Source organism: Bdellovibrio sp. HM001 (genome assembly GCF_055397275.1).
Window position 1 is genome coordinate 764,509 of record NZ_AP029174.1, and the last position, 25,284, is coordinate 789,792.

General features: G+C 48.9%; 27 protein-coding genes. 19 read left to right on the forward strand and 8 right to left on the reverse strand.

Features of this window, described 5'->3' with window-relative positions:
* Nucleotides 1–108 precede the first annotated feature (108 nt).
* Complete coding sequence (locus ACZ5ZZ_RS03745) at nucleotides 109–1,134, reverse strand: alpha/beta fold hydrolase (RefSeq protein ID WP_464142361.1); 1,026 nt, start codon at nucleotides 1,132–1,134, stop codon at nucleotides 109–111.
* A 78-nt stretch (nucleotides 1,135–1,212) separates the two neighbouring features.
* Nucleotides 1,213–1,824, reverse strand: coding sequence for a hypothetical protein (locus ACZ5ZZ_RS03750; protein ID WP_464141302.1), 612 nt, complete (start codon nucleotides 1,822–1,824; stop codon nucleotides 1,213–1,215).
* 342 nt (nucleotides 1,825–2,166) lie between these two features.
* Here ACZ5ZZ_RS03750 and ACZ5ZZ_RS03755 point away from each other — a divergent pair, with 342 nt between their 5' ends.
* The 7 genes from ACZ5ZZ_RS03755 to ACZ5ZZ_RS03785 all read left to right on the forward strand — a co-directional run bounded on the left by ACZ5ZZ_RS03755 (nucleotide 2,167) and on the right by ACZ5ZZ_RS03785 (nucleotide 8,187).
* Nucleotides 2,167–3,300, forward strand: coding sequence for an MIDAS family adhesin (locus ACZ5ZZ_RS03755; protein WP_464141304.1), 1,134 nt, complete (start codon nucleotides 2,167–2,169; stop codon nucleotides 3,298–3,300).
* A gap of 274 nt (nucleotides 3,301–3,574) precedes the next feature.
* Nucleotides 3,575–4,264, forward strand: a complete 690-nt coding sequence (locus ACZ5ZZ_RS03760; RefSeq protein WP_464141306.1) for a FliG C-terminal domain-containing protein — start codon at nucleotides 3,575–3,577, stop codon at nucleotides 4,262–4,264.
* Nucleotides 4,265–4,516: 252 nt separating this feature from the next.
* Nucleotides 4,517–6,247, forward strand: a complete 1,731-nt coding sequence (locus ACZ5ZZ_RS03765) for a hypothetical protein (protein ID WP_464141308.1) — start codon at nucleotides 4,517–4,519, stop codon at nucleotides 6,245–6,247.
* Complete coding sequence (locus ACZ5ZZ_RS03770; protein ID WP_464141310.1) at nucleotides 6,247–6,879, forward strand: pyroglutamyl-peptidase I; 633 nt, start codon at nucleotides 6,247–6,249, stop codon at nucleotides 6,877–6,879. The genes ACZ5ZZ_RS03765 and ACZ5ZZ_RS03770 overlap by 1 nt, the downstream gene beginning before the upstream one ends.
* A gap of 66 nt (nucleotides 6,880–6,945) precedes the next feature.
* Nucleotides 6,946–7,383, forward strand: coding sequence for a Spy/CpxP family protein refolding chaperone (locus ACZ5ZZ_RS03775; protein WP_464141312.1), 438 nt, complete (start codon nucleotides 6,946–6,948; stop codon nucleotides 7,381–7,383).
* Nucleotides 7,384–7,390: 7 nt separating this feature from the next.
* Nucleotides 7,391–7,879 (forward strand): RNA polymerase sigma factor, encoded by a 489-nt coding sequence (locus tag ACZ5ZZ_RS03780; RefSeq protein ID WP_464133553.1) that lies wholly within the window; start codon nucleotides 7,391–7,393, stop codon nucleotides 7,877–7,879.
* On the forward strand, nucleotides 7,876–8,187 hold the full coding sequence (locus ACZ5ZZ_RS03785) for a hypothetical protein (protein WP_464133556.1): 312 nt from the start codon (nucleotides 7,876–7,878) through the stop codon (nucleotides 8,185–8,187). The genes ACZ5ZZ_RS03780 and ACZ5ZZ_RS03785 overlap by 4 nt, the downstream gene beginning before the upstream one ends.
* A gap of 54 nt (nucleotides 8,188–8,241) precedes the next feature.
* On the opposite strand, the gene ACZ5ZZ_RS03790 is transcribed toward ACZ5ZZ_RS03785, so the two are convergent.
* Nucleotides 8,242–9,333, reverse strand: coding sequence for an OmpA family protein (locus ACZ5ZZ_RS03790; protein ID WP_464118124.1), 1,092 nt, complete (start codon nucleotides 9,331–9,333; stop codon nucleotides 8,242–8,244).
* 144 nt (nucleotides 9,334–9,477) lie between these two features.
* Between ACZ5ZZ_RS03790 and ACZ5ZZ_RS03795 the strand changes: the two genes are divergently transcribed.
* The 3 genes from ACZ5ZZ_RS03795 (at nucleotide 9,478) to ACZ5ZZ_RS03805 (ending at nucleotide 11,963) form a co-directional block, all read left to right on the forward strand.
* A complete protein-coding gene (locus ACZ5ZZ_RS03795) occupies nucleotides 9,478–9,807 on the forward strand; it encodes a DUF1904 domain-containing protein (RefSeq protein ID WP_464133558.1) in 330 nt (109 codons plus the stop codon).
* Between the two features lie 184 nt (nucleotides 9,808–9,991).
* Nucleotides 9,992–11,422, forward strand: a complete 1,431-nt coding sequence (locus tag ACZ5ZZ_RS03800; protein WP_464133561.1) for a L,D-transpeptidase family protein — start codon at nucleotides 9,992–9,994, stop codon at nucleotides 11,420–11,422.
* 178 nt (nucleotides 11,423–11,600) lie between these two features.
* Nucleotides 11,601–11,963, forward strand: coding sequence for a 4a-hydroxytetrahydrobiopterin dehydratase (locus ACZ5ZZ_RS03805; RefSeq protein ID WP_464141314.1), 363 nt, complete (start codon nucleotides 11,601–11,603; stop codon nucleotides 11,961–11,963).
* Here the strand turns inward: ACZ5ZZ_RS03805 and ACZ5ZZ_RS03810 are convergent.
* Nucleotides 11,960–12,829: a DUF72 domain-containing protein gene (locus ACZ5ZZ_RS03810; protein WP_464141316.1), complete on the reverse strand. Its 870-nt coding sequence runs from the start codon at nucleotides 12,827–12,829 to the stop codon at nucleotides 11,960–11,962. The genes ACZ5ZZ_RS03805 and ACZ5ZZ_RS03810 overlap by 4 nt on opposite strands.
* Before the next feature lie 163 nt (nucleotides 12,830–12,992).
* Between ACZ5ZZ_RS03810 and ACZ5ZZ_RS03815 the strand changes: the two genes are divergently transcribed.
* A complete protein-coding gene (locus tag ACZ5ZZ_RS03815; RefSeq protein ID WP_464118119.1) occupies nucleotides 12,993–13,544 on the forward strand; it encodes a hypothetical protein in 552 nt (183 codons plus the stop codon).
* Nucleotides 13,545–13,556: 12 nt separating this feature from the next.
* On the opposite strand, the gene ACZ5ZZ_RS03820 is transcribed toward ACZ5ZZ_RS03815, so the two are convergent.
* Complete coding sequence (locus ACZ5ZZ_RS03820; RefSeq protein ID WP_464133567.1) at nucleotides 13,557–14,360, reverse strand: protein-glutamine glutaminase family protein; 804 nt, start codon at nucleotides 14,358–14,360, stop codon at nucleotides 13,557–13,559.
* A gap of 211 nt (nucleotides 14,361–14,571) precedes the next feature.
* Between ACZ5ZZ_RS03820 and ACZ5ZZ_RS03825 the strand changes: the two genes are divergently transcribed.
* Entirely contained in the window at nucleotides 14,572–15,369 is a 798-nt protein-coding gene (locus tag ACZ5ZZ_RS03825; protein ID WP_464141318.1) for a hypothetical protein, read from the forward strand.
* 101 nt (nucleotides 15,370–15,470) lie between these two features.
* Here the strand turns inward: ACZ5ZZ_RS03825 and ACZ5ZZ_RS03830 are convergent, their stop codons facing one another.
* Nucleotides 15,471–16,331 (reverse strand): S1 family peptidase, encoded by an 861-nt coding sequence (locus tag ACZ5ZZ_RS03830; RefSeq protein ID WP_464141320.1) that lies wholly within the window; start codon nucleotides 16,329–16,331, stop codon nucleotides 15,471–15,473.
* Between the two features lie 222 nt (nucleotides 16,332–16,553).
* Between ACZ5ZZ_RS03830 and ACZ5ZZ_RS03835 the strand changes: the two genes are divergently transcribed.
* The 3 genes from ACZ5ZZ_RS03835 to ACZ5ZZ_RS03845 are packed head-to-tail and all read left to right on the forward strand — an operon-like array spanning nucleotide 16,554 to nucleotide 19,957.
* Nucleotides 16,554–17,528, forward strand: a complete 975-nt coding sequence (locus ACZ5ZZ_RS03835) for a DUF438 domain-containing protein (protein WP_464142363.1) — start codon at nucleotides 16,554–16,556, stop codon at nucleotides 17,526–17,528.
* A gap of 26 nt (nucleotides 17,529–17,554) precedes the next feature.
* Nucleotides 17,555–18,157 (forward strand): hypothetical protein, encoded by a 603-nt coding sequence (locus ACZ5ZZ_RS03840; protein WP_464141323.1) that lies wholly within the window; start codon nucleotides 17,555–17,557, stop codon nucleotides 18,155–18,157.
* A gap of 24 nt (nucleotides 18,158–18,181) precedes the next feature.
* Entirely contained in the window at nucleotides 18,182–19,957 is a 1,776-nt protein-coding gene (locus ACZ5ZZ_RS03845) for a pyridoxal phosphate-dependent decarboxylase family protein (protein WP_464133576.1), read from the forward strand.
* Nucleotides 19,958–19,967: 10 nt separating this feature from the next.
* Here ACZ5ZZ_RS03845 and ACZ5ZZ_RS03850 read toward each other — a convergent pair whose 3' ends face one another.
* Complete coding sequence (locus tag ACZ5ZZ_RS03850; protein WP_464141325.1) at nucleotides 19,968–20,525, reverse strand: hypothetical protein; 558 nt, start codon at nucleotides 20,523–20,525, stop codon at nucleotides 19,968–19,970.
* 43 nt (nucleotides 20,526–20,568) lie between these two features.
* On the opposite strand from ACZ5ZZ_RS03850, the gene ACZ5ZZ_RS03855 reads away from it, so the two are divergent.
* The 4 genes from ACZ5ZZ_RS03855 (at nucleotide 20,569) to ACZ5ZZ_RS03870 (ending at nucleotide 24,786) form a co-directional block, all read left to right on the forward strand.
* Complete coding sequence (locus tag ACZ5ZZ_RS03855; protein WP_464141327.1) at nucleotides 20,569–21,327, forward strand: ABC transporter ATP-binding protein; 759 nt, start codon at nucleotides 20,569–20,571, stop codon at nucleotides 21,325–21,327.
* 12 nt (nucleotides 21,328–21,339) lie between these two features.
* On the forward strand, nucleotides 21,340–23,805 hold the full coding sequence (locus ACZ5ZZ_RS03860; protein WP_464141329.1) for a cation-translocating P-type ATPase: 2,466 nt from the start codon (nucleotides 21,340–21,342) through the stop codon (nucleotides 23,803–23,805).
* Nucleotides 23,806–23,937: 132 nt separating this feature from the next.
* Nucleotides 23,938–24,399 (forward strand): Hsp20/alpha crystallin family protein, encoded by a 462-nt coding sequence (locus ACZ5ZZ_RS03865; protein ID WP_464141332.1) that lies wholly within the window; start codon nucleotides 23,938–23,940, stop codon nucleotides 24,397–24,399.
* 51 nt (nucleotides 24,400–24,450) lie between these two features.
* Nucleotides 24,451–24,786, forward strand: coding sequence for a rhodanese-like domain-containing protein (locus tag ACZ5ZZ_RS03870; RefSeq protein WP_464141334.1), 336 nt, complete (start codon nucleotides 24,451–24,453; stop codon nucleotides 24,784–24,786).
* 10 nt (nucleotides 24,787–24,796) lie between these two features.
* Here the strand turns inward: ACZ5ZZ_RS03870 and ACZ5ZZ_RS03875 are convergent, their stop codons facing one another.
* Nucleotides 24,797–25,273: a hypothetical protein gene (locus ACZ5ZZ_RS03875; RefSeq protein WP_464133590.1), complete on the reverse strand. Its 477-nt coding sequence runs from the start codon at nucleotides 25,271–25,273 to the stop codon at nucleotides 24,797–24,799.
* Between the last annotated feature and the right edge of the window lie 11 nt (nucleotides 25,274–25,284).

A 25,284-nucleotide genomic window follows, 5' to 3' on the forward strand; every position in this document is an offset into this window, starting at 1 on the left:
CGACTTACGAAAGTAAGCCGGGTTTTTTTTTGCCTGAAAGTTGGATCTAGATAAAAAGAAGCCCGGACACTTCCGGGCTTTTTCTGTTTTTGAATAGGTGTTTGTCTATCAAAGATGTCTTTTGAAGGCTTTCCAGAAGGTTGAATAGTCTTCGATGAAAGGCATATGCCCAAGGCCGTTAAGTTCTTCCAGCTTTGCCTGCGGAATGAGGCGAGCGACTTGTTTTCCTAGGGTGGGATAGTTTCCCATTTTCTTTTTCATCTTCTCTGGTGCCCAGGCTTTTCCTATCGCCGTTCTATCGCGTTGGCCGATAATCAGAACAGTTGGCACTTTTACATTTTTAAATTCATAAAAAACCGGCTGTGTGAAAATCATGTCAGCGGTTAAGGCAGAATTCCAGGCAATCACCGGATAGTCTGGCCCCTGAATCCATCCCGTGGGAATCTCCAACCACTTGTCATATTCTGACTTCCATTTTCCATCGTAGTAACTATCTAACTGGTACTGTTTAATTTTCTCAGCAGAGCTGGCAAGTTCCGAGCGATAGATGTCCTCCACTGGCCGGTAAGCTGTCATGGTCTTCCAATCCTCAAGACCGATTGGATTGACTAGGAAAAGTTGGCTGACAGATTCCGGGAACATTAACGCCATTCGGGTGGCCACCATGCCGCCCATCGAGTGTCCGAGAAGTTTGTATCTGTCGATTTCCAGATACTTTAGAAGACTCTGTGTATTTTGTCCCAATGTATGGAAACTGTATTGGTAGTAGCTGGGTTTGGTGGATTTTCCGAAGCCGATTTGATCAGGCACGATGATGCGGAAGCCTTCGGCCTTTAAAGAATTAATGAGCTGTTCAAAATAGGCTCCGGGAAAGTTCTTTCCATGAAGAAGAACAATAACACCTTTGCTTTCTTTTTCCGGCTTGATGTCCATATAGGCCATCTTCAGCTCTTGACCTTGCGACTTGAAGTTGTAGTAGCGCACCGGGAATGGATAGTTGTACTGCGACAATACGGCATCGAAGCCCTTCGTTGGGGAAGTCTCTTGCTGAGTTATAGATTCTATTTTTCTTGGCTGAGATGCGCAGGCCGAAAGCAGCATCAAAGCGGGCAGAAGGAAGAGGCGCTTTTTCATCATAAAAGGTTCTCCTTGTTGATTTTTTTAACGAGTCACTGAGAAGGACTCGTTCTTTTAATAGCACTGACTGAAAAACTATTTCCGTGGTTGCTGCGGACTTTGGGGTGTTGGCGGAGCCGTGGTTTCTTCAACAGGGGCGGCTGTTGCAGTTGGAGATGCATCTGTTCCAGGGACATCTTGTAGAGAAGTTGTGGCGTCTTTTTTTGCCGGACCTTCAGTGGTTTTTTCCGGAATGATCTTGTTAAGATCATTCATCGTGTAAGTGCGACCGATCTCAAAGATTTTGTTTTTTGATTTGATATTGAACAGACTGGCTTGAATGATCACGCCGGGATTCTCGTCGTCAGGCAGATCCACGATTTCCAGCTCCAGATAGTTGGCACCTTGTTTTACTCGCTGGATGTTCGGGCGTTCTTTTCCAAGAATTGTTCGGGCGAGGGTGGAGTTCATGCGGATTTCCACGGTGGCGATGTCCTTCCACTCCGCTGGGAGCTGGCCTTCGGCTTCAAGATTCTGAAAATCATCGTTGATCATTTTTGCCAGCTGCTGGGCTGGAGTCAGTTGTACACATGCTGCAGACTCTTTCTTTTCGGATTTTTTTGGAAGATCCAGGTCCTCTTTCAAGATGGTATATCCAATCGTAAGGGCTGCCAGAATGATGAGTGTGCCAAGAAGCTTTGCGACCATGATGCCGACTCCTGTATGTAAGAGCCCTCTACCAATGAGCTTTGTGTAGGGGCAGAGAATATAGCTGCTCATTTATTATGTGAAAGAACGAAAGGCGCGACAAAGCCTTTACCCCAGACAGACGAAAATCGCTCCTTCGGCCTAGGCCTCCAGAAAAAACTAACCCCTTGAAATTGCAGTCAAAAAAGTGTCCTTCGCGGGCTTCTGTCAAAGATATCGACAAACCTGGAGGTGCAGGGGTCTTGAAATGAAACATAAAAATTCCAGTGATTTCAGTGGTTTGTAAAAAACACCCGATCTTGGCACTGAGATTGGAAGTAAAGGGGTGAGAGAGGTGTGTCTATGAAAACACTCACTAAGATGGCTGCCATTTCCTTCTTCGTAGGACTTTACGTGGGATGTTCCCCTGTGAAGTTCTCTTTGGACGACAGCAAATGTAAAGACTCCGGGTGCGTGGTGGAAAACGGCAAATACGCCTTTAATTACACGCAAACGGCGGGTCGTGGAAAGGTCGATATTTTGATCGTCAACGACAACTCCGCTTCGATGTCTTTTGAGCAGGCACGCCTGGCGCCACGATTTAGAAACTTTATTGCGGAACTCGACAATCAAAAAATTGACTATCGTATCGCGATGACGACAACGGATGTGAGCGGTTCCCGCGGTGGAAATTTGATTTATTATAAAGAAGGGACTCCTTATATCACTCCGGCTCACACCGATCGTATGTCCCTGTTCGACAATACAATTCAGCGCCCGGAGACTTTGGCGTGTGAAAAGTTTATTGCAAAGTGGATTCGGGATCGTGGTGGTGATGTGAACTCCATAAACTCCTCAGAGTACTCCACGAAGTACTCTCAGAACTGTCCTTCCGGGGACGAACGCGGTGTTTATGCTGCAAATATGGTTGTGAAGAACAATCCATCAAGCTTTATCCGCAACGATGCTCACTTGGCGGTGATTTTCCTTTCGGATGAAGATGAAAGAAGCGGCCTTTACGGTGAAAACGGATATGTTCTGGATCAAATGGATCAGCCGAACTATCTGATCACGAATGTTAAAAACAGCCTGGGAGCTGACAAGTTCAACTCTTTGAGTGTGCACTCTATTGTTGTTAAAGATAATGCTTGTTTGACTCAGCAAAACAGCCAGGCGCTGGATGGATATGCTCCAACCACAGGCCTTGTGACTGGCAGTATTGGCAATGTCTACCTGTCCTTCGCAACAGCCGGTTGGGGTGTGGCAGCAGACATTTGTTCTTCTGACTATACTTCCCAGTTGGGTCAGATCCGATCTAAAATCACGGATCGTATCAAGGATATTATGCTGAACTGTGCAAATCCGAGTGATCTGATTGTGACGGTTTCAGGGACACCTGTGGGTTACTACCTGGATGGTAAAACACTGCGCTTTAATCAGTATCTGTCGCCGGGTACCAGTGTGAACTTGTCCTATAAGTGCGATGCCCTTCAGTAAGAAGAGAACGAATTAAAATCACCAAAAGGCAAAGCTGCAAATCGGCTTTGCCTTTTTTCATTTTGAGACTCTGGTCCGCAAAAACCAAGCTGCTTCGTTTAAAGACAGCAGGATTTGTATAAAATGAGACGTTTTACAGTGAAGTTGTGTAAAAGTGATGAAATTCAAAACTTTGTAAATGCGAGTTGGTTTCAAACTGGATCAAACTTTTTTGATCAGACATTTTGGCGATCCAGGTGCTTTAGTCCTGTATTACGTTTCCGATAAACTAGATATGGGTATGTTAGACAGATACAAGAAAAAGGGCGGCTTTTATCAACTATTGCAACTTCTGGAAACTTCTCCAACGGCGAAGCGAGAGCAGTTCCTGGGGTTGATTGGCGGGGAAAGCCCAGCATGGGAAGAGGCACTTCGCAAGCGCATCCTGACGATCACACGCGTTTACAGCTGGGACGGTCAATACCTGGTGGAGATTTTCTCTCGCGTTCAGCCCCTGACGTTGGCCAATGCTCTGCATGGAAATCCTCAGGAGCAGGTGGACAGTCTTTTAAGCTGCCTGCCGCCCATTTCAAAAAGAAAAATCACTGATATGATGGCCGAGTCATCGCCAACGCCGGCGGAAAAGTCGACTTGTATTTCAAAAATGCTGTCGGAAGTTCGTGGCTTTGTTTCTCAAGGTATTATTCGCCTGGAGAAAGTGGATCCTGAACTGCACATTCCTGAAAACATCGAAGAGCTTCTGAGTGTGAATGCCTTTGCCACACCGACATTTGATGCGTCTGCGCCAACACCGGTCAAGTCTGACTCTAAACCCAATATCGTGGGCGAGTCAGATCCTGCGGCCCAGCAGGAAAATGAGTTCCTGAAACGCAAAGTGAATCAGCTTTCCTCGGAAATAAATGCCCTGAAGCATGAAAATTCGGTTCTTAAAGACAAGCTTTCGCAAATTAAGAAAATTGCATAGAGCACTTTCTAAAGATGAACATAAAACACAAAAACCGCTCTTTAACGAGCGGTTTTTTGTTTCAGGATGGAGCAATTCCCGAGCACGGCTGGCACAGGGCCAACGAGTTTATTACTCAAATCCTGTCCTTTCATTATTGCCCCCTTTCTGGAATTGTTTGGGAAAATGTCGAGACTTTAGACAATCTGAGTTTTTTCTAAACCAGCTAAAAACCGCCCCCGATAAGCCTTTCGAAGTACGTGAGGTAGAAAAATGGCAACGCAGTTTAGCAGCGTGTTTATCGGTACGATGGCGGTGTTATCAATTTGTGCGGCATCTTTGGCTCAAGCCCAGGTTCCAACAGTCGATCTTGAAACTCAGTTCTATCAGGAGCTGGCAAAAGAGTCCGGTCAGGATGTCCCTTCTGCCAAAGGCCTCTTTGAGGAAGTGCCCGATGGTCTGAGTACGAAAGAGATCTCCCCAGGCTGTGATCCTCGTCGCTTTGAAGACAGTGTGGTGGGTCGCAAACTGACCACTGCTCAATACTACAATGTGGCGCGGGCGTATTTCAAAAAATGTTCAGGTGAATTGACTCAACGTTCTTGGACCGGAATGTTGGGCTTGCTGAAGTTTTCCAAGTATCAGTATCCCTTCCTGTCTCACCCACAGGTGAAAGAATTCACTGTGAAACTTTCGGATGGAACAAGAGTTCCAGGAATTCTGGCGCTGAAGCAGGATACTCGCCCACGTCCTTTGGTGATCGTGAAGTGCGGGGTCTTCTGTTCTGCGGCTCAGACAGCCTCCATGAAAAGCTATCTGATGCACTTGTTTGACCAGTCTCCTTTCAATGTTCTGTTGTTGGCGAATCAAACGGGTATGGACTATATCTATTTGAACAAACGTGTCACCTTGGGCGGATGGTCTGAAGGCTTCGAGGCCATCGAGGTGGGTAAATGGATGCTTCAGAAGTGGGAGCATAAGGACCGCATTTCCAGTCTGCACTTTATGGGAATCAGCCTGGGCGGCAATGCCGCTGTTCTGGGGGCTGCTTACAATGACAAGTATCTGTTGCCAAATGGTGGCAAGGTCTATAATTCGGTGACGGCGATTTGCCCGGTGATCAGTTTGCGTCCGACGTTGGATCATCTGTACGGGACCCAGATCGTCGGCCGAGCTTTTGCGAAAATGACCAAAGAGCATTTCAAAGAGGCCCGTAACTACATCACTGATGTACCGGATCTTATCAGCGACAGTAAAATTCCCTCAAATCGCAGAGACATGCCGGACTATATTGCAACACTGGCCTCCACTTCATTGCAGCGTCGTGGGATTGCCAGCACGCCATCGGCCTTTATGAAAAGCAACAACTTCTGGAACTGGAAGGATGAGGTTAAAACACCTCTGATGATCTGGGCTTCCAAAGACGATATGGTTGTAAATAATGGCATCAACGCCGAAGTGATGGAGCATGATGATGTCTACGAAAAGTCCGCACAAGTGGGTGTCCTGAATCTTAAATACGGCAATCACTGTGGCTTCTCTTCCTCTTATGGTGCACAGGCTTCAGCGGCCGTGCTACGCACCTTTGTTCTGACCCACAGTCCTGAGTTTGTGGATAGCTATGATACCAAACAACAGCTTCCATGGAGCTGGGGTTTCAAGAAGCTGAGTTCCCAGTACGAGCATATTGGTCAGAACTGGCATTTCTTCTCTAACTCAAATCAGGCCAAGGTTGTCTTCCGTTTGTTCAATTGGAACGGGGGTCGTGACTGTGCGGAAAATGGCCCGTGGTCCGGCAATGGCACTTGCGTCAGCACTCGTGAATATTGGATTCCGATTTCCCAGCTTAAACAGATGGGGGCTCGTGTGCCTCGAACAGATGCTGAAGCACAGGCCTTGACCCGTGAGTTTAACACGAAAGTGGAATTCCGTATCAAAGGTCATCCTTTGAATGGTACATACAGTAACGACTTCTATATGACATGGAGAAGTCACTTCGAGTAATGAAAGAAAAAAGAATTCTTATCACCGGCTTTTTGCCCTTTCTGGGAGAAAGCATGAATCCCAGCCAAGTCCTTCTTGAAAGAATCAAGAGGGATTTGGCTTTTCAGGATCGGGTCGACACCTTGCTGTTGCCGGTGTCTTTTCAACAGGCTAGTCCGTTGTTAGTGCGGCAGCTGGGGCTTCAAGGGTATGAAGCTGTTCTGATGCTGGGGCAAGCTGGTGGGCGCAAAAAAATATCTTTAGAGCAGGTGGCTCTGAATTGGATTGAAACCGAACACCCTGATGAAGACGGGTTTGTTCCCCATAGGGGAGTCATTGAACCTCAATCCGAAGGCGCCTATTTCACTGACCTGCCATTGCCTTTGTGGAAACTGCTGCTTGAAGCAAATCAAATCCCCGCAGAGATCTCCCTTAGTGCCGGGGGGTATGTTTGCAATCACCTGTACTACCAGACCTTAAAGACCATCCGCGACCGGGGTTTGTCCGTCCAGGCTTGTTTTATCCATGTCCCTTATTTGCCCGAGCAGACAGCAGACAAGGCTCCCGGGACGCCATTTATGGAGCTGGACCAAATGGAGAAAGCGATTCATTTAATCCTCAAAGCTCTTATAGAGAAGCCTATCTCAAAATAAACGCCACCGAATTTCCTGAACCTTTACTGAAGATGCTTCGTCTAAAGTTTCAATAGGAGGATAGACATGATGCAAAACCTCATAATAGCAGTCGCAATGGCCATGACCTTGAGTGCGGGAACAGCCTGGGCTCGCGGCGAGGGGCACGGCGGGGGTCATCACAAAGGGGATGAGATTTCTCCCTTGGAAAAGCATTTCAGTCCTAAGAACATGAAGGATCTGGGGCTGACTGACGAACAAAAAGAAAAATTAAAAGCCATTCGACAGGCAAATCGTGTGGAGTCCGAGAAGATCCGAGAGGAAATGAAGGCGGCCCGCAAGGCGTTCAAGGAGTCCCTACGCACCAGTGCAACAAAAGAGGATGTGACGAAGGCCTATCAGTTGATGTTGGATAAGAAGAATCAGTTGTCCAAGAGCCGTCTGGATTCATTGTTGAACGCTCGGGATATTCTGACGGACGATCAAAAAGCCAAGCTTTTCGGCAAGACTGCAAAAGAGGATTAGGTCTTTTGTGAGTTTGCACGAGGCTGAACAGTTTTCCGAGTTTTATAAGGCCCATGCAACAAAAGTGCGGGGTCTTCTTTTCCGTCTGGTCGGAGAGGGCGTGCTGAATGATCTGACTCAGGAGGCCTTTCTGAAGGCCTGGGAAAACCGTCATCGCTTTCGCGGGGACAGTGAGGCTTCCACCTGGTTGTACCGAATCACCTATAATTGTGCAGTTGATTATCTTCGCAAAAACAGGAAAAGCGCGGAGGTCGAGACTGACAATCTTGAAGAGCGCTTGGAGCAGGACTTTTCTAATCGCGAAATTGTGGATCTGGTCCTGAGATCCCTGGAAACTGATCTGCGCGTCGTGGTTGTATTATTTTATCTGGAGGAACAATCGCTGCGGGATATCTCGACGATCCTGGATATTCCAGAGGGCACAGTGAAGTCGCGGCTGAACACGGCCCGACAAAGAATGAATGACCTTTTGCAAAAGAAAGGAGTCAAACTATGAGCGACGATCTTAAGATATTTTTGAAAGAAAATGCCTCGCCCGTGCCACCTAGTCCTCTGGGAGAGGACAGAGCCATATGGCGCAAGATTGAAGATAAAAAACGCAAGCGCAGGGGGGCTTGGCTGGTTCTGGTACCTCTTTTGACGGCCTCCATGGCTGTCGTGGTGATGGTTGGAAATCCTCGACCGGTAACGGTTCCTGAGGTTTCAGGGGAGGAGGATTATCTGTATCAGGAGTGGCAGGATTTCGCCAAAGAGGTGGATTCGGATTATGATCCAGAGATGGTCATAATGTTTGCTGAAAAATAAAGACGCGACTTCAACGAAGGAAGCCGCGTCTTGTATTCTTAGACCTAGGTGACTTTAACGAATTTCTGAAAGAGCTCTTCTTAGAGCCTCTTCATCTTTAACTCCGACAAATATCAATTCAGCTCTGCGGTCACGGGACTTGATTCCGGTGGAATCGGTGGCCCCTTTACCCACGGCTTCAACGTTGGTGAAACCATTTCGCTCAATGATAGCTTTCACGGAATCAGCGCGGGCTTGGGAAATTCTTTGGTTGGTTTCTTCAGAGCCTGAAGCGTCGGCAAAGCCGTGAACCTCCACTCTTTCAACCAGGTCAGGATTTTCATTCAGTACCTTGGCCACCTGGGACAGCTTACGTCGGTCGGCGCCAGAGATCGCGTACTGAGAAGAACGGAACTGAATCGCACTGCCAGCACCGGCAATCATGTTCATGTTCACGTCTTTAAGGGCGGATTCTGGAGCCTCCATGGCGGCCACAGGACGCGCAGGCTCGGTTCGCTGGTATGTAGGTTCAGCAGGTTCTGCCGGCTCTGTTGCCGCAGTGGAGCGAACGGAGGTTTTGTAAGCGCCGGGGTTCCAACCGATTTGCAAATCGATCAGGTACATATTCACCAGACCATCAGTATTGTTGGTCAGGGACTCGGCACGCAGACCCAGGCGGGCCAGCCAGCTTGGCGTCATATTGAACTCTCGGAGCAGTTGCAGCCCGACGAAGTGAGCATCGGCCTGGTCTGCCAGATAGTTTTCCCCTTGATTGTACAGCTGGTTAGCAACCACACCCAGTTGCCAGCGGTTGTCAAATCTGTAGCGGGCCGCGAACTCCAGGGCGCCATCGGTGATGGCCGTTTCCTGGCCGTCGCCGGCTTGAGAGAACTGCTGGTTGTTCACACCATACCCCAGATCCATGACCCAGGGACTTTCCAGATACCATGAACCCAAGAGTTTAATTGTCGATGGTGTCCCCTCTGCGGCACCGTTGGTGTCATAGCCCGTATAACCACCGCCAAGGCCAATGAACGGAAGAACTCCGCGAGGTGCGACTTCAGCCTCCTCTTTGGAGAATTCCAATGCACTCGTTGTTGCTGAGTCTTGGTTGGCCTGTGCCGTCAGGCCGACACTAAGCAAAGCTGTTAGAATGATCGTTTTCATAGTCTTCTCCTTTTTTATGGAACGCCTTCAGTATTGATCTTGGGTTTTATGGGTCAATTTTTTGAAGGAAGATTGAGGTTATTTTGTCGAGATAAATAGAATTGGATATATCCAAAGTAGGGGCGTTGAGCCTATAATTGTTGAATGCCACATGTAAGATTTCGTGCTGTTAAGAAAGAAGACGTCCAAAAACTCAGTCAATCCCTGCCCGCCGAATTGGCGCGTTCAATGAACACACCTCAGGACAATTTTACCTTTGAACTGGTGCAAACACAGTTTTTCAGTGGGGGAGCTGAGACAGCATCCTATCCTTTTATTGAGGTGCTGTGGTTTGCACGCCCCCAGGAAGTGCAAAATGAATGTGCCGGGATCATCACCCGACAACTGAAGCAGCTGGGACCCTATGAGGATGTTGTGGTAGTTTTCCACGTGCTGGCAAAAGAGGCCTATTACGAAAACGGCCGTCATTTCTAGGTCTCCCGTAGGAAGTGTCAAAAGATTGGACAGTTCTTCAGAAGGCTGAAGGTGCCTTCATTGAGCTTCGTCAGGTATTTCTTTCATGGGGAGTGGGGCGGAGGCCCTCTAAATTCGTTTTCAAGATGCCATCTCTGTAACATGCTTCTTGCTCTACTGGCAGGTGCAAACGAATGGAGATGACATGAAAGCTTCTTTAGTTGGGGCCGCAGCGGCCGTACTTATGAGTGTTTTAACTGGCAGCTTTGCTGGAGCCCAGGACTCTGTGGCGCAGGTGGTGAGCAAGAGCCAGTTGATCGTTGGAAAGCAGTACTACATTTCTACTGACATGTTGAATGTTAGATCCAGCAACTCCACAACGGCCAGCAATATCGTTGGAAAACTAAATCGCAACGACGTGGTGGAGATCTATGATCTTTTAAATGAGGCCTCTCCTCTGGTTCAGGTGAAAATCATCAGCTCCTCGACCGTGTCCCCTTATCTGGCATCTGAATTCTACGTGTCCAAGGACTATCTGAGCGATAAGCAAATCACTTTGCCGACATCGCGCTATTTCGTGATTCAGAATATTGCGACGGAAAAGACTCGTATCTATGAGCGTTGCACAACCTCTCCTGGCTGCCCACACAAAATGGTTATGGAAACAGACACCGTGGTCGGTCGTCCTGAAGAGGGTGATAAAAATGATCCAAACGCCTACAAAACCTGGGTGGGACATTCTCGTATTTCTGAATGGGTGAAGTTCTATCAGGATGGCAAAGGTTTCTATCCGCGTTGGTATACTCCAGGGCAGTCCTTGAAAGACATCCCAGGTCCAGTGACAGACAGCATGAGTTTGTACATGGGTGCAAGAAAGTGGTCTGTGAGAAATGATCAGGGCAAATCCTCCATCCACGGTGCGTTTGGTTGGTATGCTGCCAAGTTGACACCGGCGGGTGAAAACGGTGGAGTTAACTATCAGTGGATCCACGGTACCATTGGCTGGGGTAAAGATGGTGCCAAGCCCATTGAAATCACTCGAATGAAGATGATCAACTTCTTCAGCAACCCGGGTTCTCACGGTTGCACACGTTTGGAAAATCAGGCCGTGGCCTACATGAGACACCTGTTGGGTCCGGGCACAGACATCTACCGTGTTTATGCGCGTGAGGCGACTCGTGATGCATCCTTGTCCAGATACCGTGATGCTCAGATCCCACTTCCTTGGGATTGGATGTTGTTGACGAACGGCGCGGCTCAGTCCAATGGTTTGACGGCGGATGCGGCGACGATTCGTGCGCAGGGTATCTCGGTTCACAGTGGTAACTTGATTGAAAAAGGGACATACCGTGTGGATCGTTATCCGACAGTGGCTGGTCTGAACTATAAGAAGTCCGCTTCTTCTGGCTTGTCAGGTGACCGCTATGAGATCGACGAAAAAGCGAAGAACGGCCAAACAAACTTCCGTGGCTACTTCCTGATCGATGAAGGTCGTTTCGTGGACTACGCTCATCCGAATTACAAAGCGACTGGCGGTGCGGTTCGTATCGGTGGTCTGCCTGACTTCACGAATTCTGTTCCGGAAATCCTGCAGGCGGCACGTGGCAATATCGTGATCCCTGAGGTTGTTCGCTAAGATTTCACTTACAGATGACTGCTGAAGGCCAAGGATGATATCCTTGGCCTTTCTTATTTGTCCGAAGAGTTGTTAAATCCCATAAACACAGTTGCCGCAAAAGAGTACCTTTGGGAAATAACAAATTGAGACCCTTTCCGAGCTGAGGGACAATCAGGATTCTGGAAGGAGAGACCTCATGATCAGTCAAATCGATTTACTGAGAAAGCGCAGTCATCCTGTGGACCAAGCCCTGGTTCCTGAAGAGATCGATCAGTATCTGGCGGTTCTGGATGGATGGGTTTTAATGGGCCCGCACATTGCCAAGACCTTCCACTTTAGCAATTTCTATCAAACAATGGCCTTTGTGAATGCGATTGCCTATGTAGCGCACACGGAGGACCACCATCCCGAGATGGAGGTATCCTACAATCGCTGTCTGGTAAAGTTTAACACTCACTCAGTCAACGAGGGTTTTGGTGGCCTTTCTGAAAATGATTTTATTTGTGCCGCCAAGGTGGATGCCGTGGCGGCAAGTCAATACGCGCCGGTGTCGCATTAGCGCAGTATTTTCTGCAACTGCAGGGCATCCCGAGGAGCTTTGATCTTCAGATCGTTATCGAAATAAACGAAGGCGATTTTTACGTCCGGGAAAGACGTGCCGTCGGCCACATTTTGCCAATGACGGGGCCGTTGGTGATGCGCCCATGTATTCAGTCTTTGGGCCCAGAACTTCAAAGCCTCTGAGTCGTAGCCGTTCTGATAGAATGTTTCATCCCCATGCAGACGCAAGTACAAAAAATCACTAGTGATGTCTTCCATGTAAGGCCACTTGCCCGCCGTGTCTGCAAAGACCAGGGCCACTTGGTACTTGCGCAGAAGCTCGATGAAGGCCGGGTTTTCAAAACTGTGGTGACGGACCTCCAGGGCATGACGTAAGGGTTGGGTGGACTCGACGATCTCTTGGGGATAAGTCGCGGTGAAACGTTTGGACCTTTTCGCAAGTCTTGCGGCCTCAGAGAAAGTTTTTGGCAGTCCGCGGAAGAAGGATTCCAGACGTTGGCTTTTTTCCTCGTTAAAAACAAAATTGGGGGGCAGCTGCCAAAGAATGCAGCCCAGCTTTTCTTTTAAAAGCAAGACACCCGAGGCCATAAAGTTACATAGAGAGTCTTCGACATTCTTTAGTCGGTTGATGTGGGTGATATACTGAGGCCCCTTCACCGAGAAGATAAAATTCGGCGGAGTTTCCTCATACCAGTGCTGATAGGTTGACGGCTTTTGATAGGAGTAAAAGGATCCATTGATTTCCAGCGAGGTCAGGTGACGACTGGCATGGAAGAGCTCCTTCTTTTGCGGAAGGTCCTCAGGGTAGAAAGTTTTTCGCCAGGGCGGATAAACCCAGCCGGACGTACCTATACGAATTTCCATTCTTCAAGTAATAGCTCATCGCATGATGGATGATAATTTCAATGAGCATTTCGAAGTAAGAAACAATCCGTCTGAAATGGGTCTTGCAGTACTGCATTAAACGCAAAAATTTGACGTTTTAAAATGAGGATTCTAAGCTTTCCAAACCCATGTGGAGGAAAATATGCGGTCTATAGTTTTTGCTTTTGTTGCCCTGTCTCTTGTTGGATGTGCGTCTCAACATAAGGCCAAAGATGTTGATACGAAGGTGGATATGTCAGCTCCAGTCCGTGGGGACTCTGTTGTCGGCGTCAAAGATGGTGATATGGTTTATCAGCGCAAAGTCGCCATGAATGAAGAACTGCGTCGTTTGGAACTGGATGTGTATAATCTGGAGGCCAATGTTTTTGGTGGTCCCCGTTATCTGGACAACCGCGGTTTGTACGGAGTTTTGCGCGACTGCCGGGTTCAACTCGGAGACATTAAGAATGGTGGAGATGGCAAGGTTCGCTGGACCGAATCTCGGGAATACGTGACTCCGGATGAGGATTTTTCCTCTATTGGTGTTGAGGATAAAAAGCGCATCGTCGGGGTTTCAGAGGAGTTCCTGAAAGATCGTATGAACCGTTTCCGCGGCTACAAGGCCACGCTGGAAAAGCGCCAGGATGAGTACGAGACCAAAGTGAAAGTCTGCCAGATGGAGTTGACGGCCCAAAAACAAAAAGCCTCGCAATAGCGGGGCCTTTTTTTAGGAGAAAATCCTGGAGCAGCGAAGGACGAACTTGTCCTCGGCCTTAACCGGCTGTTTGCGGAACATTTCAAACATGTCTTTGAAGTATTCATTATAGAACGGGTCAAAGAGCCCGCCAGGGAGCTTGTTGTATTCCCATGAGCTGGGGCCAATCTTGGCAGCCCGGGTGATGTACATGCGAAGCTTTTTGTCCGAGGAAAAGCCTAAGAACCGGGCCAGCCATTGATCCAAAAGAACGGGTTCACCCACGACCGTATCCAGTGCATACCAGCCATCTTTGTCTTTGGCTCTGACGATCGTGGCGACATGAAACTGCCAATTAATACCACCGGCCTTCATCGGTCCCACGATGAAGACTTTTTTGATTGAGGCGGCGTCGACTCCATGACGAAGAAGCTCCAGATGGGCATACAAAGCCCGTCCGAAGCAGAATCCTCGAGAACCATCAGGATCATATTTCCTGTCACCGCGAGAACCGGTGATTTCATTCTTACTGATCATAGATAAAATCTTTTGTGCCTGTGCGAAGGTGACACCTTCTGCGCGGCCGTTGGAAGTGGGACGGAAGTTCTTAATTTCCTCAAGCAGGTCGGCATTCTTTTGGGCCACGTTCTCGCCGCGGGCGATTTCTTGGTCTCGTGTAAAGTAAAGATTTTCCCGATAATCGATCTTATCCCAGGAGTGTTCATTTTTTGCCTGGGCAAAGTGGGTCCCCAGAAGCAATGCGACGACGACAAGGAACTTTCCCCGACGACTTTGCCGCTTTGTAAGAAAACTGCTTTGAGTTGGTTTTTGAGGCATAAGAATCTTTGTATCCAAGAGCCATGCCCGACGGGGATGCACCTTAAGGCTTCTGAGGTGTTAAAGCTTTTGACAGGGGAAACAAAAAGGCTCTCCCCTTGACGGGAAGGCAAGGTCTCAACTGCGGCAGATTGAATTTATTTAATTCTTGGGTCTTTGACTCTGGGGTGGGTCTTCCCTAAAGCTGATTTCCTAAAAAAGGAGATATGCAGTGAAACCATTGATTCAAAAAACTTTGTCTTTCTTGTTGGTCGGATCTTCCCTGGCGGTTGCCGCTGGCCTTATTACAAAGGAAGAAGTTAATAAACGAGTTTCCGCCATTACTGCGCCCTACAACAATCAAACCACCTCGATGGATCTGCAGTTCACGGATCTTTTGGTGGATGATGTGCGTGCTTTGGATTTTGGTGTGAAAGTTGCCATCACGAAGAAAGGTCCGGAGAACAACCTGGCGTTGACCATTGAAAATGCGAAGTACCAGTATGGTGATGGTACCGCCCCGATGGCAACGGCGGATCTGTTAATGCAAACAGATCTGAAAAAAGCCTTCGGTCAAGAGACTCTGGATCAGTTTGGTGAAGAGCTTGATCAACTGGCCGAAGAACTTGCCGCCGACTATATCAAAAAGTATGGCGAAGCGGCGGTGTTGGATATCGCCATGGAAGATGTCCAGAAGGACCAGCAGGGCCATTTGAAATCAGTCAGCATGCGCATGAATGCGACCATCGACATGGAAAAACTGCCAGCAGACATGAAAGTGGAGGACGTGGAGGTTCGTTCTATTCAGGCAGCTTTGCGCATTTCCACCGGTGGTGCGCGGGGCTCGATTCAAGTTGCAATTAATCCCAAATACAAAGGATTTGAATCTGATCAGACAGGGATGAAAGAGCTGATTGAAAAGCTTTTGCGCGAGGATCAAGAGACCTACAGTGTTCTTGCCAAGGTTGTGGAGTCATTGGATGGCTTCGCCACGTGGTTTGTGAATCAAAAAGCTGAAGAAGCCCCATAGTCTTACGGTAAATTCCAAGCCCTCTTAGAGAAGAGGGCTTTTTTCTTTTCGGGGATCTTCTCGATCAACGACGCAGTTTAAGCTGTGAACTTTTTTGTGCATTATTTGCTGCGAGCAAGAACCCTCTTGATCCAAGGCAGGGCATAGGAAACAGCAGCATAACCAGCCACTGAAGACCCCTGGGCCCGGAAACCAGAGCACGCGGAACCCCAACTGACCACGCCGACCTGCACATACCGGCCGTTCTGTTCAAGGAACATGGGCCCGCCACTGTCGCCTGGACAGGTGGACTTTTGATGTTGGTGGGTTTCAATGCAGAGTGTTTCTGGACCCAGCTCATAACCTCGTTTTTTGGGGAAGTCATCCAGAGCACACTGTGAGCGAGGTAATAGCGGCGCTTTAAGCTTTTGCAACCAGGCACTGTCTTTGTGGCCCTCACTGTCCGTCAGACCCCAGCCAGCCAGAAAGACGTTGGCAGTGGAGTTTCCCAGATCCTCTTCGTTTAAGGCGATCGGAGTGATGTCGGTCACCGCTTCCGCCAATTCGATCAGGGCAATATCAACCCGAGGCCAGACAAATTCAGGGTGGGTTTGAATGGAGCGGACCTTCAGTTCGCGACCGTCACGTCCGGATTGTTCGATACCACCGATAAACAGTCTTAGTTTTCCTGGTGCAACTAGACGCTGACGGGTTTCAGATTCATCTTCTAAAACGCAGTGAGCGGCTGTTAGCACCCAACGGGAATCAATCAAACTGCCACCGCAGTGATGGGAGACATAGTTTTCTTTGGGATCATTAAACCAGATATTCACCGTAAAAGGGAATTCCCCCAAAGCTGCGGAGGTTCCCCCAATGATGGCTTGGGGGAGGGCTGCCTCTGTGGTTAGCGGTTGCTTCGCTGGTTGGCAGGCGGTTAAGGCAAGGATAGGGATCAAAATAAGATAAAAACCGCGACGTGACATGACATCGTCTTATTCGAATCCGGCAAAGACTTCACACGAAATGTTCAGGACCGAGCAGGGTTCTGAATATTTTTCCAGACTTTTACGAGGTCTTTGGGCCCTGTGTTTGAATAGTCCGGTACGGACCGCCTTCTGCAGGCAGAAGTGTTAGAAAAATGATCTGAATCAATGAGACAGGTGATCATTAGAGCTAATCTATCCGCAGAAATAGAGGTTCGTCCGATGCATTATCCAAAACTTCCCGATTACATTACAGGACTTCCAGAAAGCCACTCTTTACGGGTTTACTTCGAAGAAAATGAGTTTATCAAAAGACTTCTGGTGGAGCTGCAAATGTCTCCACCACATCAGGACTTTCAAAAATTCGTGAATGTCTTTAATCATGTATGTGAAATTGAAAAGCGCTATGCACGTAAAGAAAACCAGTTATTTCCATATCTGGAAAAGCGGGGATGGTTTGGCCCCAGTCAGGGGATGTGGTCTTTCCATGACAGCATTCGTGATATCCTTCGTACAATCCGCGGGCAGATAGACAACCAAGAAATCAAAAGCCTGAGCGAAAGCGTTCGTCTTCTGATTGAGAATATGCATCACATGATCCATGTCGAGGAAAACCGACTGTTTCCGAATGCTCTTCAGCTTTTGCAACCGGAAGACTGGGCAGCGATGACCACCGGGGATGAAGAAATCGGCTGGGTGGATCGGGATCGCCGTGCGACGACGGCACCAGCAACAGATTCAATTGCAGAAAGATCCCGGACGGCGGCCGTAGAATTTCCGGATGTCTCCAAACTTAAAATGGATGAAGGAGTGTTGAACTTAGAGCAGATCAATCTGATTTTAAAGTTCCTTCCTGTGGATGTGACCTTTGTCGATGAAAACGACAAAGTGGCCTTTTACAATCGGGGAGAGGAGCGGGTCTTTCCGCGCAGTGCCGGGGTGATCGGTCGTGAAGTGCGTTTCTGTCATCCTCCGAAAAGTGTGGATACGGTTTTGCGTATTCTGGAAGAGTTCAAAGCCGGTCGTAAGGATGAAGCGGAGTTTTGGATTCAGTTTAAGGGCCGCACCATTCATATCAGATACTTTGCGGTTCGCGATAAAGAAAAGAAATATAAAGGTGTTTTGGAGATGTCCCAGGACATCACGGACATTCAGAAAATTCAGGGCGAAAAAAGACTGTTGAGCTGGGACCAATAGCATTGTCGTTTTAAGCAGGGGGCCATATGGAAGACAGAATCATGATGACAGCAGAGGACATGAAGCAGCTGAAAATTCCGGTGCATGAGCCCTTTGCTCACTTTCTTAAGGCGGATCCAGAGGAGCACGCTTTTCCAATTTCACTCTTGGATGTGGTGCGGTTTGCCGGACATGCCTGTCCTTCGATGGTCGGGGCCTTTGTAATTTCTCAGCGTGCGGTCCGCGAGCTTTTTCCTGAAACAGGGGTGTTGGTTCGCGGTCAGGTGTCCGTGGAGCTGGGTTCTTCCGTGGACCGGGGGGCGACCGGACCTATATCGAATGTGTTTTCAATGATTTTCGGCGCCTGGGAAAAAAGTGGTTTTGGTGGCATTCAGGGGAACTTTGTACGTCGGGGACTTCTTTCCTATCAGGTTCCGGATCCTTCTCCGGGCACATACCGATTCACACATTTGGGTACCGGGAAAAAGGTAGAGATCTTTTATGATTCCTCCACCGTTGATCTGAAGGGGGATCTGTCAGATCTGTCCTTTCAAGAGATCTGGCGAATGAAGATTCGAAGAATTGTGCTGGAGGCTGACAAGGTCTTGAGTGTTCGAATAATCCACCCGGGCGTTGGATTCCAGAAGTAAGGGATTTTGCTAAGGTGGGCATCTATGAAACACCAACTCGAAGAAATCGTGCCGTTATGCCTGTCCGAGGAAGCCGCCTTAAAGGGGCTTTTTCTGGGGCCACAGGCAGAAAACAGTCAGTGGGTTGCCACGCAGATAAACACACTTCTAAATTCCTGGTTTGACTGGCGTCGCCGATTTCGACCTGGGGACGGTCAGGCGGTTTCCCGCAGTGACATGGAGTCCGCCGATTACATAAAACGTCGCCAGCACACAGCCGATGTCCTGCAAGAACTGGCATCACGCTTTGAACGAGAGATTCCCAAATTTTCCCCGCGCTACATTGGGCACATGTTTTCCGAGACCTCTTTGCCGGCATTGTTTGGTCATATCCTGACATTGTTGCATAATCCAAATAACATCTCAGGTGAATCCTCTTGGGTCGGTGTTTCGATTGAAGAGGAGGCGATTGCGGCCTTGTCCCAGATGATGGGTCTGGAAAAAGCAGTTGGTCACTTCACTTCCGGGGGAACCATCGCAAATTTTGAGGCCGTCTATCGCGCCCGGACTCGCTGTTACAGCTGGATGGTCGCGGGGCTGGAGCAGGGCTGCTGTTCCGCTTTTGCCAGTGCCTCGATGGGGTATCGAAGTTATAAAGAGATCTCGGAGGCCGTCAAAGTTTCTGCGGAAAGACTGAACCCTTTTGAGGGCAATCCCTTTGTTGCAGCTCGTGCAATTTCCCAAAAAATCGGGCGCGATTTCCTTGGTCCTGTTCTTTTAATTCCTGAGCACAAACATTATTCCTGGACCAAATCAGCCAATATTTTTGGCCTGGGGGCCGAGGCTCTTTGGCCTGTTCAGTTGGATTCTCGCGGGCATCTGGATTTGCGAAGTTTAACGGCACAAATTCAGCGCGCTCAGCGCGAGGACCGGCCGATCTTGATGGTGGTTTCCGTCCTGGGAACGACGGAACTGGGGATGGTCGACCCCATCCACGAAATTCAAGAGCTTCTGGACATGTATCGTCAGGTGGAAGGCTGGCACATATGGCATCACGTGGATGCGGCCTATGGCGGCTTCCTGTGTTCTTTACGGGGAAAGAACTCAGAAGTCAGCAGTGTGTTGTCATCACAGAGTTTAAAAGCGGTTGAGGCCATGGGACGCGTGACTTCGGTGACCATTGATCCTCACAAGCTGGGGTATGTGCCCTATTCTTCGGGGGCCTTTATTGCCGCGGATGAAAGGGACTACTTCCAACGATCCTTCGGTGCGCCGTATGTGAACTTTGCTGTCAACAAAGACAAAGGACCTTTTACTTTAGAAGGATCTCGGTCCGCCGCCGGAGCGGTGGCGACCTGGATGACGGCCCAATGTGTAGGTTTTTCCCAGGAAGGCTATGGGCGTCTGATCGCACGCACCATTCGCCTGCGAAAAGAGCTGGAGGATCGGCTGCGCTCTGAAGTTCCGAATCTTCGCGTGGCTCCCAGCGGGGATGCCAATCTACTGGGGTTCTGTGTGGCAAAGCCTGGAGACTCTTTGCAAGAGGTGAACAAAAGAACCCTGCGCCTTTTTGAATCTTTCGCCGCTGACAAAGAAAGTGACTTTTTCATCTCGAAGACGAAAATCTATAAAAAATGTTATGCGAAGTACTTTGAAAGTTTTGTCAGTTCGTGGCAGGGGAAAATGGATTCGGAGGAGCTGGTTCTGGCTCGAATCTGTATTATGAATCCGTTCTTTAAGACCAAAGAGATGAACGTGGATTTTCAAAATCTTTTCGTCAGTTCTTTGCGAGAACGCCTGAAAGCGCTCGACCGGAGTTAAGGCCCTTAGTTCAAGTAATAATGATATCCCAACATGTTGTTTCCAGCTGAAGCCACAGAGCCTCCTGGCCGTCCCATCGAATGGCGCTTATGTCGTTGGATAGAGGGGGCCGGGCGTGGGTTGTCAGGGGACGGATCAACAGCGCCCAGTAAGGGGATATTTTTTTATAACTTAGTTGCTGTTCCAGTGCTGTTTCCCGATTCCGAAAATAGACGGAGGCGGGTAGGTCAAGACGGGAAATCCGTTCTTTTGCAGCAACCTGATCCTCAACTAAAAAACCTTCAAGGGTAAAATGAGGGGAATGCTTCGGCACGGGCTGGGGCAGGTTTTGCGCAAAGTCAGGCCAAAGTGGAAATTCTTTGCGAGGTTCATGCTGCGGAAGATGTCGTTCATCGATGATCTCGATAAAGCGTGAACAAAAAAGGCCCGTTTGAGAGTTGAGCCACAGATCACAAACCAGCAATCCATTGTCGTCGGGTCCTTGAGTCAAATCTAAGCCACAGGCTGCCATCACCTGATAGGCTCTCGGGGTAAAAGTGTAACTGTAAGTCAGATGACACATTTCCATTTCCCTTCTTTATGTATCCCTGAGGAGAAAATAGAATGAAACCATGAATCACCCTGCAATCAAGCTTGATCATGTCACAATTGTTTTGGGCGGAGAAGTTGTATTAAGTGACGTTTCTCTGGAGGTTGAGCGAGGGGAAACCCTGGTGATTATTGGGCCCAGTGGCGCTGGGAAAACGGTCTTGCTAAAGACCATGGCCGGAATTTACAAGCCCCAGCATGGTCATGTCTACTGCGAGGGAGAAGATTGGCAGGATCTGCAGTCCGAAGAGAAAATACGATTGGCCCGTAAAATAGGAATGCAGTTTCAAAAAAGTGCTCTTTTTGATTCGATGAACGCCTATGAAAATGTGGCATTTCCCTTGCGGGAGCACACTTCCATGACCGAGGATGAAATTGAGGTGCGAGTTCGTGAATGTCTTGCTGATGTGGGACTGTCCCAGGCACAGAATATGATGCCCCATGAGCTGTCTGGTGGCATGAAGCAACGCTTGGGGATCGCCCGGTCTTTGGCGCTTCATCCTGAAATTATATTCTATGATGATCCCACTGCCGGACTGGATCCGATCAACACAGATATTCTTCTGGATCTGATCCTGAATCTGAAACGAGAGCATGGTTCGACTATCATCATGGTTACTCACAGCCTGGTGTGTGCTTATAAAATGGCGGACCGGATTGTACTTGTTGGCAATAAACAGGTCATCATGGCGGGGACTCCTGAGCAGACCCGACAATCATCACATCCGCTGGTGCATCAGTTTGTTGAGGGGATAATGGAGGGGCCTTTGAAGTGGGATTGAATCGGAGTTAAGATGAAGACCATCTCTTTAGAAAACATCAAAAGACTTCGACGTCGGGATGGTGGCTTGACTCTAGCGGATGTGGCCGAACAAAGGGAGCGCTTCGGACCCAATAACATTGTCGAAGTTTCCGGGAGCCCTTGGATCGATCTCCTGACTGATACATTGAAAGATCCAATGATTTGGTTTCTGCTAGCGGTCGGCTCGGCCTTCTTTTTGGTTGGGGAGCCGACGGACGGCATAACTCTGTATGTTGCTATTTTTCCACTCTTATTTATGGATGCCTTTTTACACTGGAGAACTCAAGCCTCGACGTCGTCATTGAGGGGGCAGTTGTCCAGCCGTGTTCAAGTCTATCGTGAATCCAGGGAAATTGAGATTGATGCCCGGGATTTGGTGCCAGGCGATTTGGTGCTATTAGTACACGGGGTGGTTGTTCCCGCTGACGGAGTTTTTGAAAGGACCCAGGATATTCAGTTGGATGAATCAGTTCTGACGGGAGAGTCGCAGCCGGTCAAGAAAATGCCAAGCACTCTGGATCTCTTTGCGATGTCTGCTCTGGAAGAGGTCCGAGTTCCTTCTGAGACCTTGGGTTATGCGGGTACAAGAGTACTGACAGGCAGTGGTGCTTTGAGAGTCTTGCTCACCGGTTCCAGCACGTCTTACGGTGAAATTGTGCGCTCTGTGGCCCGCATGCCGCATGAGCGCACACCGCTGCAGGCTTCGATCGGGCGGTTGGTACAGATTCTGGTTCTGGGGTCGGTCCTGCTTTGTCTAGTTCTGGCTGCGGTCCGGATCTATCAAGGGCATGGCTGGCTGGATGCTCTGTTAAGTGCCGCAACGATGGCAGTGGCGGCGATGCCAGAAGAGTTTCCTGTCGTATTTACATTCTTCCTGGGAGTCGGGGTCTATCGCCTGGCAAAAAAGCGTGCGCTTGTTCGGCGAGCTGTCAGCGTTGAGAATATTGGTCGGATAACTCATATTTGCACGGATAAGACGGGTACAATCACGCATGGCCGTTTGACTTTGACACATTGGGAGCCGAACAAGGGGGATGTCTTGTCCCTGTTAAGGACTGCGTTGGCTGCATCAAGCTCGGATTCGGATCCTGTTGATACTGCCATCAGGCAGGTCGCGCAACAAATGAACTTGGACAGTCCATTGAGGTTGCGAGTCTTCCCATTTACAGAGGACAGAAAACGAGAAACCGTGCTGACTCAGGAATCCGGTGGCGATTTTATGGCGCATGTAAAGGGCTCCCCTGAGAGGATTCTTGCAATGTCCGGCCTTGCTGTGAATGAAAGAGCCTTGTGGGGGGAGCGAGTCTCTCAGTGGGCGAGAACTGGGCACAAGGTCATTGGGGTTGCCAAGAAGAGGTCTGCTGCGCTCTTTGAAAACGAACCGGAGGGAGGTCTGGAGTTTTGCGGCTTACTGGCTTTTGAGGATCCGGCGCGCCCGGAGGTTGCAGACGCCATGGCATACTGCCGCAGCAATGGCATACGAGTGTTAATGATTACCGGGGACCATCCTGAGACGTCGGCTGCGATCGCTAAGGATGCAGGCCTAACCTTGACCGAGCCGGTTGTCGTTTCCGCGGAAGAGGAGTCTGAAAAGTTTCAGGAGGAGTGGCTGAATCACAATGCGGGCTATTTGAAGACCGTGGATGTAGTGGCTCGTTGTACTCCGATGCAGAAGTTGAGGATCGTCATGGCACTTAAGCGTTTGGGTGAGCTTGTCGCTGTTACAGGGGATGGCGTGAACGATGTTCCAGCCTTGAAGGCGGCTGATATCGGAATTGCCATGGGCGAAAGAGGTTCGCGAAGTGCAAAAGAAGTTTCGTCAATTATTCTGGCGGACGACAATTTTAGCACGATCATCAATGCAATTCGGGAAGGCCGACAGCTTTTTTTAAATCTGAAAATGAGTTTTGAATATCTTCTGCTTCTTCATGTTCCGCTTGTCTTAACTGCGGCTATTTTACCTTTGGCTGGGTATCCCTTGGTCTATCTTCCTGTTCATATAGTGTGGCTGGAACTATTGATTCACCCGACGGCACTTTTGGCTTTCCAAGCCGCAGCGACCGCAGCGCCAGAAGAGCCGAACAATCCAAAGATCTTTTCTTCTCAACAAATGATCAGCATCTGTCTTGCTGGGGTGCTTTTGGCCGGAGCAATGGGATGGGGATTCACGCATACTCTGGAAGAGTCCGGTGATCCCGAGCGGGCTCGCGCAATGGCGATGGCGCTTTTGACTTTCTGGAGTGGCGGAGCGGCTTTGTATCTCACTCGTTTTAAGTCCAAGGTTGCCACCGCTCTGGCGCTCACAACATTCCTTTCATCGGTGGGGCTTATTCACTTTTCGGATTCCCTTAGCTTCCTCCGGCTGTCTCCTTTGCGACCGGAGGATTGGGTTGTGACCAGCACGCTGGTGCTGCTTCTTTTAAGTGGTTTAATGTGGGTAAGAAAGTCGCGTCTGTAAGCTGGCAAACAGGCCGCATTTGATACAGGTCAGTCGTTTTTTATGGTTGGTTGTTTCTATGCAAATGCTGAGGAATTCTATAAAGAACTCCAGGTGTCTTGTTTTAGTCTACTGTCTAACCAAGGAGTTACTATGGTGAATCTACCAAGTTTATGGCGCGAAAGATCTTTAGCGAACCCATTTAGAGAGATGAGTCGGCAACAAAGTCGGATTGATCGTCTGTTGAACGAACTGATGGAGCTGAGAAGTGGGGAATTGGGCGAAGAGTTGAGTCTGATGCCCTCCAGCGAGCTTATTGAGGAGGATAAGAATTACCTTTTGAAGGTGGATCTTCCTGGCATAAAAAAAGAAGATGTGAAGGTGGAGGTCGAGGGTGATCGACTTACCATTCGGGCAGAAAGAAGGTCGGAGAAGGAAGAAAAAAGCAAAAAGAGATATTTCTCCGAGATTTCTTACGGTTCCTGCATGAGAAGTTTCACTTTGCCTCAGGCGATCGATGAGAAGAAAGTGGATGCTAAATTTGAAAACGGAGTGTTGTCCGTGACAATTCCTAAAACGGCAGAGTCCAAAAGCAAGCAGATTTCCATTCATTGATTAGACCGGCCGGATATGGATTGCATGTCCGGCCTCGCGCCCGGGGGGCGTATGAAACGACTTTGGGGCGTGTTTTTTTGTCTCGTTGTTTTTAACTTCTCTTTTGCTTCGGCCAAAGAAGTTTTGCTTGATGTGCGCACCCCGGAAGAATATTCCCAAGGGTACTTGCCCGGAGCCATCAATATCGATGTGTTAAACAAGAGCTTTCGTCACCGGGTTTCAAAACTAAATCGTGAGGACAGTTATAAAGTTTATTGCAAAGGTGGGAAGCGAGCGACCCAGGCGGTGACGATCATGAAAGAGCTCGGCTTTAAGAACCTGACCAATCTGGGCGGGTACGAAGAGGCCCGAAAAGCCCTTCAGATGAATCCCGCCCTTTCACCTTGATCCCGGAGTCCTATCGTAAAGTGCTTCCGGGATAGTCGTACTTGCGCAAGTATTCGTAAAGTTCCTTTTTGTCATCCCCATGCCCCACAATGGTCTGCATTTCTTCCAGGGCGGCGAACATGATATTCAACCTTCTTTGATCGGCGTCCATGATTCTTCGGGTGAGATCGTTGATGTCTTTGGATTTGAATTTCTTGATGGCAGCTTCTTTAAATAAAAGAGACTTCATCTGGCCGATCTCTTTGCGGATCTGTCTTGAGTCAGCATAGGTTCTTAAGTACAAGGCATTGAGCTTGGCTCGTTGGTCCTGGCTCAGACCGGGGGCGGATGAAAAGACATCCGCAGCCCGCTGTGCGATTTCTTCAGGAGTGTTCGCTGGGGCTTCTGATTGGATACGTCGATCCAGATCTGCACTGTCTTTTGAGATGGTCGCACAACCAGCAGTGATCAGGACCAGTGTGGCAATCAAGGTGTTCATTTTTTTCATGTTCGACTCCA